At 57.6% G+C, this 13,812-nt stretch carries 15 protein-coding genes; 11 read left to right on the forward strand and 4 right to left on the reverse strand.

Annotated elements, in window-relative coordinates; all coding sequences use genetic code 11:
• The first annotated feature begins 15 nt into the window (after positions 1–15).
• The 5 genes from RRU01S_RS02420 to queF all read left to right on the forward strand — a co-directional run bounded on the left by RRU01S_RS02420 (position 16) and on the right by queF (position 5,223).
• Entirely contained in the window at positions 16–2,205 is a 2,190-nt protein-coding gene (locus RRU01S_RS02420; protein ID WP_045228635.1) for an anthranilate synthase, read from the forward strand.
• 66 nt (positions 2,206–2,271) lie between these two features.
• Positions 2,272–2,976 (forward strand): TIGR02117 family protein, encoded by a 705-nt coding sequence (locus tag RRU01S_RS02425; protein WP_045228636.1) that lies wholly within the window; start codon positions 2,272–2,274, stop codon positions 2,974–2,976.
• A 91-nt stretch (positions 2,977–3,067) separates the two neighbouring features.
• On the forward strand, positions 3,068–3,703 hold the full coding sequence (locus RRU01S_RS02430; RefSeq protein WP_234936002.1) for a LysE family translocator: 636 nt from the start codon (positions 3,068–3,070) through the stop codon (positions 3,701–3,703).
• Between the two features lie 134 nt (positions 3,704–3,837).
• Entirely contained in the window at positions 3,838–4,755 is a 918-nt protein-coding gene (locus tag RRU01S_RS02435; RefSeq protein ID WP_045228638.1) for a cation diffusion facilitator family transporter, read from the forward strand.
• Positions 4,756–4,758: 3 nt separating this feature from the next.
• Positions 4,759–5,223, forward strand: a complete 465-nt coding sequence (queF, locus tag RRU01S_RS02440) for a preQ(1) synthase (protein ID WP_045228639.1) — start codon at positions 4,759–4,761, stop codon at positions 5,221–5,223.
• Positions 5,224–5,242: 19 nt separating this feature from the next.
• On the opposite strand, the gene RRU01S_RS02445 is transcribed toward queF, so the two are convergent.
• A complete protein-coding gene (locus RRU01S_RS02445) occupies positions 5,243–5,998 on the reverse strand; it encodes a DUF2076 domain-containing protein (RefSeq protein ID WP_045228640.1) in 756 nt (251 codons plus the stop codon).
• Between the two features lie 98 nt (positions 5,999–6,096).
• On the reverse strand, positions 6,097–6,687 hold the full coding sequence (locus RRU01S_RS02450; RefSeq protein ID WP_045228641.1) for a HupE/UreJ family protein: 591 nt from the start codon (positions 6,685–6,687) through the stop codon (positions 6,097–6,099).
• A gap of 221 nt (positions 6,688–6,908) precedes the next feature.
• On the opposite strand from RRU01S_RS02450, the gene RRU01S_RS02455 reads away from it, so the two are divergent.
• Positions 6,909–7,490: an ATP-dependent Clp protease proteolytic subunit gene (locus RRU01S_RS02455; RefSeq protein WP_045228767.1), complete on the forward strand. Its 582-nt coding sequence runs from the start codon at positions 6,909–6,911 to the stop codon at positions 7,488–7,490.
• 82 nt (positions 7,491–7,572) lie between these two features.
• Here RRU01S_RS02455 and RRU01S_RS02460 read toward each other — a convergent pair whose 3' ends face one another.
• Positions 7,573–8,634, reverse strand: coding sequence for an SDR family oxidoreductase (locus RRU01S_RS02460; protein WP_045228642.1), 1,062 nt, complete (start codon positions 8,632–8,634; stop codon positions 7,573–7,575).
• A gap of 97 nt (positions 8,635–8,731) precedes the next feature.
• Between RRU01S_RS02460 and RRU01S_RS02465 the strand changes: the two genes are divergently transcribed.
• A complete protein-coding gene (locus RRU01S_RS02465) occupies positions 8,732–9,121 on the forward strand; it encodes a winged helix-turn-helix transcriptional regulator (protein WP_045228643.1) in 390 nt (129 codons plus the stop codon).
• Here RRU01S_RS02465 and RRU01S_RS02470 read toward each other — a convergent pair.
• Positions 9,118–9,792, reverse strand: a complete 675-nt coding sequence (locus RRU01S_RS02470) for a spermidine synthase (protein ID WP_045228644.1) — start codon at positions 9,790–9,792, stop codon at positions 9,118–9,120. The two genes, RRU01S_RS02465 and RRU01S_RS02470, sit on opposite strands and share 4 nt — an antisense overlap.
• Positions 9,793–9,975: 183 nt before the next feature.
• Here RRU01S_RS02470 and RRU01S_RS02475 point away from each other — a divergent pair, with 183 nt between their 5' ends.
• The 4 genes from RRU01S_RS02475 to leuA all read left to right on the forward strand — a co-directional run bounded on the left by RRU01S_RS02475 (position 9,976) and on the right by leuA (position 13,691).
• On the forward strand, positions 9,976–11,151 hold the full coding sequence (locus tag RRU01S_RS02475; RefSeq protein WP_045228645.1) for a benzoate/H(+) symporter BenE family transporter: 1,176 nt from the start codon (positions 9,976–9,978) through the stop codon (positions 11,149–11,151).
• A 13-nt stretch (positions 11,152–11,164) separates the two neighbouring features.
• Positions 11,165–11,434 (forward strand): BrnT family toxin, encoded by a 270-nt coding sequence (locus tag RRU01S_RS02480; RefSeq protein ID WP_045228646.1) that lies wholly within the window; start codon positions 11,165–11,167, stop codon positions 11,432–11,434.
• Positions 11,415–11,657 (forward strand): type II toxin-antitoxin system BrnA family antitoxin, encoded by a 243-nt coding sequence (gene brnA / locus RRU01S_RS02485; RefSeq protein WP_052815907.1) that lies wholly within the window; start codon positions 11,415–11,417, stop codon positions 11,655–11,657. The genes RRU01S_RS02480 and brnA overlap by 20 nt, the downstream gene beginning before the upstream one ends.
• Before the next feature lie 318 nt (positions 11,658–11,975).
• Positions 11,976–13,691, forward strand: a complete 1,716-nt coding sequence (gene leuA / locus RRU01S_RS02490; protein ID WP_045228647.1) for a 2-isopropylmalate synthase — start codon at positions 11,976–11,978, stop codon at positions 13,689–13,691.
• Positions 13,692–13,812: the final 121 nt, after the last annotated feature.

Below are 13,812 nucleotides of genomic sequence, written 5' to 3' on the forward strand. Positions count from 1 at the left end.
CGGGAAGCGGAATAGATGGTAACGATTATTCAGGATGACGGGTCCGAAACCTACGAGACGAAAGGCGGCGTCAAAGTCACCCGCCAGCGTCGCGCTGCTGACTATGCCACAGCCATAGACAGCTATGTTTCGGGGCTGGACGAGCGCCGGGGTGCGGTGTTTTCGTCCAACTACGAATATCCCGGTCGTTACACCCGCTGGGATACGGCCATCATCGATCCGCCGCTCGGCATTTCCTGTTTCGGCCGCACCATGTGGATCGAAGCCTATAATGGTCGTGGCGAGGCGCTGCTGTCTTTCATCACGGAAAAGCTGAAGGCTACGCCGGACTTGACGCTGGGTGCCTCAACTGCACGGCGTCTGGACCTCGTTGTCAACGAGCCGGACCGGGTCTTCACCGAGGAAGAACGCTCGAAAATTCCGACGGTCTTTACGGCTCTGCGCGCCATCGTTGATCTTTTCTATTCCAGCGCCGATGCGGCGATCGGCTTGTTCGGCGCGTTCGGTTATGATCTGGCTTTCCAGTTTGATGCCATCAAGCTCTCGCTGGAGCGCCCGGAAGATCAGCGCGACATGGTTCTGTTCCTGCCGGATGAAATCCTCGTCGTGGATCACCACTCCGCAAAGGCCTGGATCGACCGTTACGACTTTGAGAAGGATGGCATCACCACCCACGGCAAATCGCAGGATATCGCGCCTGAGCCATTCGTGAAGACCGACACCATCCCGCCGCGCGGCGATCATCACCCCGGCGAATATGCGCAACTGGTGACGAAGGCCAAGGAAAGCTTCCGCCGTGGCGATCTGTTCGAGGTTGTGCCCGGCCAGAAGTTCATGGAACGGTGCGACAGCAATCCGTCAGCCATTTCGCGCAGGTTGAAAGCCATCAATCCATCGCCATACTCTTTCTTCATCAATCTCGGCCATCAGGAATATCTGGTCGGTGCATCGCCTGAGATGTTCGTTCGCGTCTCCGGTCGCCGCATCGAGACCTGCCCGATTTCCGGCACCATCAAGCGTGGCGAAGACCCGATTGCCGATAGCGAGCAGATTCTCAAGCTGCTGAACTCCAAGAAAGACGAGTCCGAACTGACCATGTGTTCGGATGTGGACCGCAACGATAAGAGCCGCGTGTGTGAACCCGGCTCGGTGAAAGTCATTGGTCGCCGACAGATCGAGATGTATTCGCGCCTCATCCACACGGTGGACCATATCGAAGGGCGCCTGCGCGACGACATGGATGCCTTCGACGGCTTCCTCAGCCACGCTTGGGCGGTGACGGTTACCGGTGCGCCAAAACTCTGGGCCATGCGCTTCATCGAAGCCCATGAAAAAAGCTCCCGCATGTGGTATGGTGGTGCCATCGGCATGGTCGGTTTCAATGGTGACATGAACACCGGCATGACCTTGCGCACCATTCGCATCAAGGACGGCATTGCCGAAGTCAGGGCAGGGGCCACGCTGCTGAACGACTCCAATCCACAGGAAGAAGAAGCCGAAACAGAACTGAAGGCCTCCGCCATGATTGCCGCCATCCGCGATGCGAAGGGCCAAAACTCAGCAGCAACGCAGCGGGATTCGGCGAAGGTCGGCACTGGTGTTAAAATCCTGCTGGTGGATCACGAAGACAGCTTCGTGCACACGCTGGCCAACTATTTCCGCCAGACGGGTGCGACCGTTTCTACGGTGCGCTCACCCGTGGCGGCAGAGGTGCTGGATCGTTTTCAACCCGATCTTGTGGTCTTGTCTCCCGGACCGGGTAACCCCAGCGATTTCGATTGCAAGGCGACGATCAAGCTGGCGCGCTCGCGCGATCTGCCCATCTTCGGCGTTTGCCTTGGCCTTCAGGCGCTCGCGGAAGCCTATGGTGGCGAACTTCGCCAACTGGCCATCCCGATGCACGGCAAGCCCTCGCGCATCCGTGTTCTCGAACCCGGTCTGGTCTTCTCTGGTCTCGGCAAGGAGGTGACGGTCGGTCGCTATCATTCGATCTTCGCCGATCCGTCGACGCTGCCGCGTGACTTTATCATCACCGCGGAAAGCGAAGATGGCACGATCATGGGAATCGAGCACAGTAAGGAGCCTGTCGCAGCTGTCCAGTTCCATCCGGAATCGATCATGACGCTGGGCGGCGATGCCGGAATGCGGATGATCGAGAACGTGGTGACGCATCTGGTGCGCAAGGCAAAAGTCAAGGCGGCCTGAACGGACAAGAAATACCGGTGGCGTTATGAGGCGCCGCCGTTTTCATAAGAAAGCCGGTGATGCAGAGTGAAGTTTTTCAAATATCTATGCATTGCCTTGGCTTTGATTTTCTTGGGCGTTGCTGCCGGCACGCTGCTGCCACGACCGTTCATCAGCGACCATCCTGATGGCGCCGACATCACTGCCCACCGCGTTCTTATTCTCAGCAACCCGATCCACACCGACATCGCCCTGCCTGTCGATGTCGAGCTTCTGACGCGTTTTGCATTTCTACGCGACGGAAATCTCGATATCGATTATCCCGGTGTCCGTTATCTCGTTTTCGGCTGGGGTGGGCGAGCTTTCTACACGCAGACGCCGACATGGGCGGACCTTAAACCGCTTCCGCTGTTGAAGGGTGTCACGCTCGACCGGTCGGTCATGCATGTGTCGCTGGCCGGGGATATTCCGCTTGCCGATTCGGGTGTCGCCGCGCTCAATCTTTCAAGCATAGATTATCAAAAATTGCTGGATTTCATTCTCGGCAGTTTTGCCAGGCCGCAGGGAAAACCTGTTCCGCTGCTTGGTCAATCCTACGGAAGGGACGACGCTTTTTTCGAAGCGGTGGGATATTTCAACGCGCTGATGGGCTGCAACACCTGGACGGCGGCGGCTTTGCGGAACGCGGGTTTGCGCACTGGATGGTGGACGCCTCTGCCGCCGTTGCTGACGACCTCGCTGCGACTTCACAATAACACCTCAGTCCTTTCAGAGTCTGTCCCCGCGCCCTGAATTCCTGTACGTTCTCGGAGTTGACAAAGTCATCTTCGTTGCTCCAATTGTCTGATTATTCTGACATTTCTGTTTCTAGGACATGAAGCCGATGATCGACTTTCACCAGCTATTACTGGTCTACATTGCCTATGTCATCGCCGTGGCCAGCCCCGGCCCCAGCAATATGACCATCATGGGCGTCGCCATGAGCCGTGGGCGCACGCCCGCCGTTGTTCTGGCCATCGGTATCATCACCGGCTCACTTTTCTGGGCCGCGCTAACGGCCACCGGCCTTTCCGCCGTGCTGGCGACCTATGCCAATGCGCTCTTCGTCATCAAGATCGCTGGCGGCCTCTATCTTCTCTACCTCGCCTACAAGTCCGCTCGCTCGGCGTTTTCGCCTGCCGTTGCGCAAACGCTCGTACAGACGCCGGTGGTTGGCCGCTCCGAGTATCTGCAACTCTACCGTCGTGGATTGCTGCTGCACCTCACCAATCCCAAGGCCATCCTCGGCTGGATCGCCATCATGTCGCTGGGTCTGAAGCCCGGCGCCGGTGCCTCGACACTCATCGCCATCATCGGCGGTTGCGGTGTGTTGGGCGTGACCATTTTCTGCGGTTACGCGCTGCTGTTTTCCACAGCACCGGCCATTCGTATCTATCAGCGCTCCAAGCGTTACATCGAGTCGGTGCTGGCGCTGTTTTTCGGCTTTGCGGGTATCAAGCTGTTGATGACACGGGTGTAACCCCCTTGACCGCGCCCCAACTTTAAATCATAGAAGCCGCACATATGAACCGCCTGCACGAGTCCTCGTGCGGGCGGTTCATGCGTTTTGGGGTCCATTTCTGCAATTCATTCGCAACCGCACGGGGACAGGTCATGAACGAACAGGGTCACGCGCTCGTCAGAAAGCTTGCTTTCTGGGGCATCCCGTTTTCCATAACGGTATTGGGGCTGAAGCTTCTGGCGTGGTGGGTCACAGGCTCCGTGGCGCTGCTGTCGGATGGTCTTGAATCGACCGTTAATGTGGTCGCGGCCTTCATCGCTTACTTCGTCATTCGTTACGCACAAAAGCCTGCCGACGATGATCATCAGTTCGGGCACCACAAGGCGGAGTATCTGTCTGCAGTGGTCGAGGGTGTGTTGATCGTCGTCGCCGCACTGCTGATCGTCAAGGAAGCGTGGGGCGGCCTGATGGCGCCGCATCTGCCGGAAGCGCCAGCACTTGGTCTTGCTATCAATGCTTTCGCGGGCATTCTCAACGGCATCTGGGCCACAGTCTTGATCCGAGTGGGCAGGAAGCAGTCGTCACCGGCACTTTTGGCGGATGGCCAACACATCATGTCGGATGTCGTCACGTCGGGTGGCGTTCTCATAGGTCTCGTGTTGGCGATTGCGACCGGTTATGCCATCCTTGATCCCATCCTCGCCATCGTTGTTGCCATCAACATTCTGTTTCAGGGGTCCAAGGTCATTTTGCACTCGCTGGGCGGGTTGATGGACCGTGCCGTGGAGCCGGAAGAGGATGAGGCGATCAAGAAGGCGATTGCGGAGAATTCTGCTGGTATTCTCAATGTGCATGATTTGAAGACCCGCAGGGCGGGGGCCGTCGCCTTTATCGATTTCCATGTTGTGGTTCCGGCATCTCTTTCGGTCGGGCAGGCACATGAGATTTGCGATCGGCTGGAAGATGCCATAAAGGAAGCCGTGCCCGGTGCCGTGTTGGCCATCCATGTGGAGCCTGAAAGTGAACAGGCGCATGGCGTTCGGGTCGAGTTTCAAGAAGCAGGAGTTTAAAAGATGTCAGTTACGGATGTTTCCGGCCTGTCGCAACTGGGCGCGCAAGTCGCATCGCCTGAGAGTCCGGAAAAAGCTGTTCTGGAAAAAGTGCCGAACGGCAATGCCGGGACCGATTATGTGGTGCGCTTCACCGCACCCGAGTTCACGTCGCTTTGCCCCATGACGGGCCAGCCGGATTTCGCCCATATCGTCATCGATTATATTCCCGGCGATTTTCTGGTGGAATCCAAGTCGCTCAAGCTGTTCCTGCATGCGTTCCGCAATCACGGCGCGTTCCACGAGGATTGCTCTGTTTATATCGCCAAGCGGCTGGTCGAGTTGCTCGCACCAAAATGGCTGCGCATCGGCGCATACTGGTATCCACGCGGCGGCATTCCAATCGATGTGTTCTGGCAGACGGGCGCACCGCCTGAAGGCGTTTGGCTACCTGAGCAGGGTGTCGCGACCTATCGCGGTCGCGGCTGACCCCCCGGCAAATCAAAGCTCAGACGAAGGAATCACCGTCACCTGAATCGAAGTCGGCGTCGTCATTATTGTCGTCGTCGTAGCTTGCCTGTTGTACATCGTTGCCGCCATTGTCGGCATCCGGCTGAGGCTTGTCGTCATCGCCATAGTAATTGTTGATGACGGTTTCCTCCACCGGGGCTGCACCGGTTCCAGCACCACCTATGCCGGACCCCCAGCCTGTCGACGCAACATGGTTGGAGAAGATGCCGCTTAATGAATTGGCGAGCAGCATGCCGCCAGCTACGCCTGCCGCCGCTCCCAGTGCACCTTGCAGAAAGCCGCCGCCACCGCCGCCGGTTCGTCCGAATGCGGATGGCTGCTGGCCAGTCCATGGGCCAGTGGGTTGCGGCGCATCATTGCTTCGCCCCCAAGGGCCCTGCGTTTGGCCTGATGTATCGTTGCGATAGGTTGGAGCTGGCGTAGGTGCTGGTGCCTGCTGCTGGCTGCCGCTGAAAATGGAGCTGAGAAAGCCGCCTTGCTGTGCCTGTTGTGGCACCGTGTTGCCGCTTTCAAGCTGGTGGATGCGCTCTTCCAGCTGGCGAATATGCGCCGCTGCCGCTTCCAGCCCTTTTTCCTGCACGATAACGGCTTGTGCCAGATAATAGGGGGAGGCGGGCTGATCTCTTACAGCTTGCGAAATCAGTGTTTCCGCGTCCGCATCGCGCGGCGTGGAGGATGCGGACTTGACCCTGTCGAACAGGGATTTGAGCAGTTGGGTTTCTTCTGGTGACATCGTTTGCCTCCTTGGCGTGTCGAGAAACGCACACCAAGGAGTTAGGGTTCAAATCCGACTTTTGAAAGCCGCATTTTCTTACATTTTTGTAAGGTTGCTCAGCCGCCGAAGGCGAGCGACAGTCCAGCCAGTGCCGTCAGCGCACCGACGATACGCCCAGCAATTGTTCCCAGCTTGGCAATGCCAAGACCAAGCGCAATACCGGCAAGATGCAGAAATGCGGTCGCGATCACAAAGCCGACGCCGAATTGAAGCGCGCCCGCGCTGCCCAGTTCACCGCCATGGGCATGGCCGTGGAAGAGCGCGAAGACTCCAACGATGGCAGCGGCAACGCTAACGGGAACGCGTGTCGCCATGGCGACCAGCAGACCGAGTGCGATGACGGAGGCAAGGATCGCCGGTTCGACAAAGGGCAACTCGATGCCACCTAGCGCCAGCAGGAAGCCGATGGCCATAGTGCCGACAAAGGCTGCGGGAATGATGAGGAGCGCTCTGTCCTTACCTCTGGATACGGCAATCTGTGCCGCCCAGATGCCAACGGCGACCATGACAAGGATGTGGTCGGCACCGAACAGCGGGTGCGAAAATCCGGCCATGAAGGAGCCGTGTTCTTCCGGGTTCAGGTGGGCGAAGGCTGGCAATGTGGTGATGCCAAGCGTTGCTGCGGCGAGTGAAAGTCTTTTGAACATTGTTCCCTCTCGAAATTTTTACAGGCGCGGCTGAAGAGGCGCTTGGGTCGCCCATGGGGTCGCGCAATTAACGATATCGCAAGTCCAAACAGACTGTCCATGCGTCATTTGCCGGTGCTCTGTTTATTAAGCAGTTCCGCGCCTTGTCTTTTTCGCTCATTGTTTTACGAAACAAATCACACTATGTCCGGTAGGTAATGAATTACGTTGGAGACCGCCACATGAACGAAGACGAAGACGACAAGAGCAAGGAACTGCCGATCGGCAAGGAAACGGAAGCGAATCTTTTCAAGTCGCGTTCGATCTTCATCTATGGCGGTATCACGCAGGAACTGGCGCAGAAGGTTTGCACGCAGCTCGTGGCCCTTGCCGCAGCCAGCGACGAAGATATCCGCGTCTACGTCAATTCGCCCGGCGGCCACGTCGAATCCGGCGATAGCATTCACGACATGATCAAGTTCATCAAGCCGAAGGTCTGGATCATTGGCACGGGTTGGGTCGCTTCCGCTGGCGCGCTGATCTACGTATCGGTGCCGAAAGAGCGTCGCGTTTGCCTGCAGAACACACGCTTCCTGTTGCACCAACCATCCGGCGGTACACGCGGTATGGCGTCCGACATCGAAATCCAGGCGCGCGAAATCATCAAGATGAACAAGCGCCTGATCAAGATTTTCTCGGTGGCCACAGGCCAGACGGAAGAAAAGATCGCCAAGGATATCGATCGCGATTACTGGCTGGGTGCGGAAGAAGCCGTGGCCTATGGCCTCGTCGGCAAGATCGTCACGTCGCAGGGCGAAATCTAAGGCTCTGTTTCACTTCGTTATTGAACCCGCATCGGCATGGCCGATGCGGGTTTTTTATTGCTTTGAATAAAGGTTTTTACGCTTAGGGAATGAGGCGGTTCTTTCGCAGCGTCTCGAACAGGGCAAAGAAGGCATCATCCGTTGGCTGATATTCCTTGAAGCCCAGACGGCGGCTTTTGCCCATGTCGGTGACGACCTCGATCGGGCGGCCCAGATCGGCGTCGGTATGCCATGGCGATGCAAGACGGGTAAGTTCCGGCTCGGCCAGATTTTCGCGTAGGGCAATTTTATTCCAAATTCCGGAATCGTGTTCCATTTGTTCTTCGAGCGGAACAACCGTGCCGTCAAACGGTGCAGGCTTGATGCCGAACCAGTCAGCAATACGACCCCACATCCAGCTCCAGCGGAAGACATCGCCGTTGACCACATTGAAAGCTTCGTTCTTCGCCTCTGGCGTTTCTGCGGCCCATAGCAATTGTTTGGCCAGCAGATTGGCATCCGTCATGTCTGTCAGGCTGTTCCATTGAGCAGCAGAGCCGGGGAAGCGGAAGGGGCGGCCTGTCTCGCGGCAGATGGTGGCATAGACCGCTAGCGTCGTGCCCATGTTCATGGCGTTACCGACGGCCTGGCCGATGACGGTGTGGGGACGGTGCACGCTCCACGAAAAACCATCGCGCTTGGCAGCGGCGAAAACTTCGTCTTCCTGTGCGTAATAGAAGTTCTCGACATCCAGACGACCCTGCTCTTCGCGGAACGGAGTCTGTGGCAGCGTGCCTTTGCCATAGGCCTCGAACGGGCCGAGATAGTGCTTCAAGCCGGTGACCAGCGCCACATGGCGGGTGGATTTGCCGGGGCTCAAACCATCCAGCAGGTTGCGCACCATGGCGGAATTGACGCGGATGTTTTCCGCTTCGCTATCCTGCCGCGCCCATGTGGTGATGAAGACCGCGTCGGGGCGAACATCTGCCAGAGCCTTTGCTGTTCCCGCTGCATCCTGCAAATCGGCGGCTACCGGGGTTATCCCCTCCTGCGTGCCGGGCTTGCGCGAAAGTCCGTAAACGCTCCAGCCTTCTTTCAGCAAAAGATTGGCAGTAGCACTGCCCACGATACCGCTTGCGCCGACGACCAATGCCGTTTTCACCATGATCTTGCTCCTTTTTTGTTGAGACATAACTAGGCATTCTGCGTGCCTAAGTGTAGATGGCACTGATTGGGGACATGGATACCAAAGGGTGACCACGATGAAGCCGGGAAGCCACGAAGCCGAATGGCGCGAGGATTGCGCGCCCAGACGTGTGCTCGAACTCTTCTCGACCAAATGGACGAGCATGATTCTGCATGCGCTGCACAAGCTCCATCATGGTGCCGCACGCACTGGCGTGCTGGAACGCAGCCTGCCGGGCATTTCAAAGAAGATGCTGACTCAGACGCTGCGGGACATGGAAAGCACAGGGTTGATCACGCGCCATGTCTTTGAAACAAGGCCGCCCGCCGTAGAGTATCGCCTGACGCCGCTGGGAAACCGGTTCATCGAACCGGTGGAGATGCTCTATGCCTGGGGCAGGGACAATGCCGATGCGCTGGATGCTCTTGGCGAACGCTCGACCTCAAGGCGGCAGAATGGCTCCTAAGCCTTGGATGCCAACCACAGCGTATGGCGCGCGCCGCCGCGTTTGCCATTGGCACGAACGCTGACCTCATCGGTGGCGAAACCGGCCTGCCGCAAACGGCGGGTGAAAGCAGCATCCGGCCCCGATGACCAGACCGCGAGGATGCCCTTTGGGCGCAAGGCTGTTCTCGCTGCTTCCAGTCCTTCCCGATCGTAAAGACTGTCATTCGAAGGACGCGACAGGCCATCCGGTCCATTATCGACATCCAGAAGGATGGCGTCATACGCAGCCTTTTTCGAGCGAATGAGCGCGCCGACATCGCCAAGATGAATATCAACGCGAGTATCGTCCAGCGTACCCTTATGCAGTTCCGCCATCGGCCCGCGCGCCCACTCCACAACCGCTGGCACTAATTCAGCGACGGTGACTCGGGCGCCCGAAGGCAGGGCGCCGAGGGCCGCGCGCAGGGTGAAGCCCATGCCAAGCCCGCCGATCAGCATGCTTTGGTTCGGTCGCCCCGCGATACGTTCGCAGGACAACGTCGCCAAGGCTTCTTCCGAGCCGCTCAAGCGGCTGTTCATCAACTCGTTTGAACCGAGCATGATGGAAAATTCCTGGCCGCGCTGCTTCAGGCGCAGTTCGGTGCCATCGCCGGGAATGGCCGCACGGTCCAGTTCTATCCAAGGAAGCATTTGATATCTCGCTGTTTGATGCTGCGGTTTACACGTGCGGGATGGCGAGAACAACAGGGCAGGGTGCGCAGACCTTGCACAAGTCATGCGCGAGTACCTTCACTAGCGAAAGCAACCTTGCCAGCGAGAGTGTTTTTTGATCTGCAATGATGATTGCCATTTCTCCGTGCCAGAGCCCCAACCATGTTAAAAGAATTCTCCCTCCAAAGCCTGTTCATGGGCCTGCTGACGGCCTTCGTCGGTTTTGCCAGTTCCTTTGCCGTGGTGCTGCAAGGCTTGAAGGGTGTCGGTGCGACGGATTTCGAGGCGGCATCCGGGTTGATGGCGCTGTCGGTGTCCGTCGGTCTCTGCGCCATTGTTCTCTCGGCGATGACACGACTTCCGATCAGCATTGCATGGTCCACGCCGGGCGGCGCGCTGCTGGCGGCGACGGGGGTGATAGAAGGTGGGTTTTCCGCTGCCGTGGGTGCCTTCATCATCTGCGCGGTGCTGATCATCATCGCCGGTCTGTTCAAACCACTAGGGCGGGCGGTTGCCTCCATTCCCACGCCGCTGGCCAATGCCATGCTGGCGGGCGTCATCATCGGCCTGTGTTTCGCGCCCATCAAAGCCATCGGCTTCAACCCAGCGCTCGGTCTGCCGATCATTCTGGCATGGATCATCGTCGGTGCGTTCAAGCGCCTGTTTGCCGTGCCCGCGGCCCTTGCCGCCTTCGTACTGGTCATGATCTTCGGCGTCGATATTCCCGCAGGGGCCTTGGACAGCATTGCTCAATCGCTGGCACCCCCGACGGAATTCGTCATGCCGGTGTTCAACCTGCAAGCCTTTATCTCCATCGCGTTGCCGCTTTTCATCGTCACCATGGCCTCACAAAACATTCCCGGCATCGCCGTTCTGAAAGTCAACAATTACGACCCGCAGCCGGGCCAATTGTTCGCAACCACTGGTATATTCTCGCTATTCGCCGCCCCCTTCGGCGGCCACGCCGTCAACCTCGCCGCCATCACTGCCGCCATGTGCGCGGGCGAAGATGCTCACCCTGATCCCAAGCGCCGCTATTGGGCGGTGATTATCAGTGGTGTTGGCTATGTGATCTTCGGCCTTCTGGCAGGCGTGGTGACGGCCTTCGTGGCGTTGGCACCGCCTATTCTCATTCAGGCGGTTGCAGGACTTGCTCTGGTCGGAGCTTTCTCCGGTTCAGCGGTCGCCGCGTTCAAAGACCCTGAAACCCGCGAAGCCGCAGCGATAACGTTTCTCATTACAGCATCTGGCCTGTCCTTTGGTGGCATCTCCGGTGCGTTTTGGGGCTTGCTTGGCGGCGGGTTGATGATGGCTCTGCAGCGTGTGGTGAAGCGTTAAGGTTATGCCATCCATGGAATTTGAGTTCGACCCGGCCAAAAGCGCCAGCAACAAAGACAAGCACGGCATAGACTTCATGGAAGCGCAGGGTTTGTGGCGGGATGAGAAAAGAATCACTGCTCCTCTCGCAACGGAGGGCGAGGAGCGGTATATTATGATTGCTCAGCTTCATGGACGATGCTGGAGTGCAATTTATACTTATAGGGAAGACCGTGTGCGGATCATCTCTGTAAGGCGTTCCAGAAACGCGGAGAAACAGAATTATGAAAACAATCAGCGCTGAAGAATTGGATCGAAGGTTCGATGATGGCGAGGATGTCAGCGACTATGTCGACTGGTCCAAGTCAACGCGTCCAGGATTGGAGTTGGTGCATGCCGATGTTGATCTGCCGAAGTCCATATTGCTCAAGGTCGATGCGGAAGCCGTGCGTTTGGGTGTGACACGCCAAACGCTTCTGGCGGAGTGGATATCTGAAAAAGCCGAGAATTTTTCCTCTTCAAAATAGGCGCAACAAAGACGGCAAGGTTACTTGCCAGATTCAAAACCGCTGTTTATAGAAATTGTTATGACCATTCGCACCGCAACCATATCAGGCATGAGCGCGCAGATTTCTGCTAAGGCTTGCGCATGCGGTGCACTCTCGCTTCTTAGCCTCGACCTTACACGCGGTTGCCGGGTCCAGTGAGGAGCGCCCGGCGGCCGAAAGCCCGCTGGTGCGAACGCTCCTCAACTCGAAATCTCACTTTATACTGGATTTAAGGCCCGTTTGGGCGCGCATTAGCACAAGGCTTTTTCAGCCGCGATGCGTGGAAGGAGCAAGATTATGGACGCCAAGACCTCTCAGATTTCCAAGGGCATGCCGGACGCGAACGTGAAGTATCGCCCATACCCCGTCATCGACATCAAGGACCGCACATGGCCCTCGAAAACCATCGACAAGGCACCGATCTGGTGTTCGGTCGATTTGCGTGACGGCAACCAGTCGCTGGTCAACCCCATGGGGCATGACCGCAAGGCGCGCATGTTCAAGCTGCTGCTGGAAATGGGTTTCAAGGAAATCGAAATCGGTTTCCCATCCGCTTCGCAGACGGATTTCGACTTCGCCCGTTGGTGTGTGGAGCAGGGCGGTGTGCCGGAAGATGTGTCCTTGCAGGTGCTGGTGCAGTGCCGCCCGGAACTGATCACGCGCACCTTCGAATCACTGGAAGGTGCCAAGAACCCGATCATCCACTTCTACAATTCCACCTCTGAATTGCAGCGCCGCGTGGTGTTTGCCAAAGACGTGCCTGGTATCAAGCAGATTGCCGTCGATGCGGCCAAGATGATCACCGATATGGCCGCCAAGGCCGGTGGCGGTTATCGCTTCGAGTATTCGCCGGAGAGCTTCACCGGCACGGAGCTGGAAGTGGCGTTGGAAATCTGCAACGCGGTCGTTGAGGTGGTGAAGCCGACGGCTGAGAACAAGTTGATCCTCAACTTGCCTTCTACCGTTGAGATGGCAACGCCGAACATCTATGCCGACCAGATCGAATGGATGTGCCGCAACATCGACAACCGCGAAAACGTCATCATCTCGCTGCATCCGCACAATGACCGTGGCACCGGCATCGCCGCCACGGAACTGGGCTTGATGGCCGGTGCAGACCGCGTCGAAGGCACGTTGTTCGGAAATGGCGAGCGCACGGGTAATGTCGATGTGGTGACGCTGGCCTTGAACATGTACACGCAGGGTGTGGACCCGGAACTCAACTGCCGCAATATCGAACACATCAAGTCGGTTTATGAGTATTCCAACGAAATGACGATCCCAGAGCGTCACCCCTATGTGGGTGAACTGGTCTACACCGCGTTCTCCGGCTCGCATCAGGATGCGATCAACAAGGGTATGAAGGCGATCAAGATAGCCAACCATCCTGTGTGGGAAGTGCCGTATCTGCCCATCGACCCGAAGGATGTCGGTCGCTCCTACGAGGCGATCATTCGCATCAACTCGCAGTCCGGCAAGGGCGGCATCGCCTATATTCTCCAGCAGGATTACGGGATCAACCTGCCGCGCAACTTGCAGGTGGAATTCCGCGAGGAAATCCAGCGCATTACCGATGAGGAAGGCGTGGAGCTGCCTGCCAAGCGCATCCACGAGCACTTCATCGCGCAATACGTGACCCAGCCCAGCGCCCGACTGAAATTTGTTGATCACCACACCTATCCAGCGGGTGACTATAAGGGCGTGCGCGTTGTCGCGGCGGAAATTACCGACAATGGCGAGATCAAGCGTATCGAGGGCAAGGGCACTGGTCCGATCGATGGCTTCATCAATGCGTTGTCGACTTACCTCGGCATCGACCTGTCGGTGAATGACTACTCCGAGCACTCCCTGCAACACGGCTCCAACGCGTCGGCCATCGCCTATGTCGAGATGGAGCACCCCGGCGGCAAGCTGTTTGGCGCAGGGATCAATACGAATATCGTGGCTGCTTCGCTGGAGGCGATTGTGTCTGCTGCGAACCGGGTTTTGGAGCAGCGGGCGGCGAAGGGCTGATCAAGCCTCGGTCACCTTTATCGACCTCAGCAGACGCGTTCTGCTGAGGTCGTTTTCTTGTAGAAAGATTTGGAGCGGTCGCCTGTGCAGTCGGGATTGGGTGTCGTCAGCGATTTATCTG

The sequence above is a fragment of the Agrobacterium rubi TR3 = NBRC 13261 genome (assembly GCF_000739935.1).
In the GTDB taxonomy this organism is placed as follows: Bacteria; Pseudomonadota; Alphaproteobacteria; order Rhizobiales; family Rhizobiaceae; genus Agrobacterium; species Agrobacterium rubi.

Coding starts and splice junctions, on each gene's coding strand:
- RRU01S_RS02465 (WP_045228643.1), top strand. CDS start 8,732: ATGAAGCCGGGAAGCCACGAAGCCGAATGGCGCGAGGATTGCGCGCCC.
- RRU01S_RS02475 (WP_045228645.1), top strand. CDS start 9,976: ATGTTAAAAGAATTCTCCCTCCAAAGCCTGTTCATGGGCCTGCTGACG.
- RRU01S_RS02435 (WP_045228638.1), top strand. CDS start 3,838: ATGAACGAACAGGGTCACGCGCTCGTCAGAAAGCTTGCTTTCTGGGGC.
- RRU01S_RS02445 (WP_045228640.1), bottom strand. CDS start 5,998: ATGTCACCAGAAGAAACCCAACTGCTCAAATCCCTGTTCGACAGGGTC.
- RRU01S_RS02460 (WP_045228642.1), bottom strand. CDS start 8,634: ATGGTGAAAACGGCATTGGTCGTCGGCGCAAGCGGTATCGTGGGCAGT.
- RRU01S_RS02455 (WP_045228767.1), top strand. CDS start 6,909: ATGAACGAAGACGAAGACGACAAGAGCAAGGAACTGCCGATCGGCAAG.
- RRU01S_RS02420 (WP_045228635.1), top strand. CDS start 16: ATGGTAACGATTATTCAGGATGACGGGTCCGAAACCTACGAGACGAAA.
- queF (WP_045228639.1), top strand. CDS start 4,759: ATGTCAGTTACGGATGTTTCCGGCCTGTCGCAACTGGGCGCGCAAGTC.
- RRU01S_RS02450 (WP_045228641.1), bottom strand. CDS start 6,687: ATGTTCAAAAGACTTTCACTCGCCGCAGCAACGCTTGGCATCACCACA.
- leuA (WP_045228647.1), top strand. CDS start 11,976: ATGGACGCCAAGACCTCTCAGATTTCCAAGGGCATGCCGGACGCGAAC.
- brnA (WP_052815907.1), top strand. CDS start 11,415: ATGAAAACAATCAGCGCTGAAGAATTGGATCGAAGGTTCGATGATGGC.
- RRU01S_RS02470 (WP_045228644.1), bottom strand. CDS start 9,792: ATGCTTCCTTGGATAGAACTGGACCGTGCGGCCATTCCCGGCGATGGC.
- RRU01S_RS02430 (WP_234936002.1), top strand. CDS start 3,068: ATGATCGACTTTCACCAGCTATTACTGGTCTACATTGCCTATGTCATC.
- RRU01S_RS02480 (WP_045228646.1), top strand. CDS start 11,165: ATGGAATTTGAGTTCGACCCGGCCAAAAGCGCCAGCAACAAAGACAAG.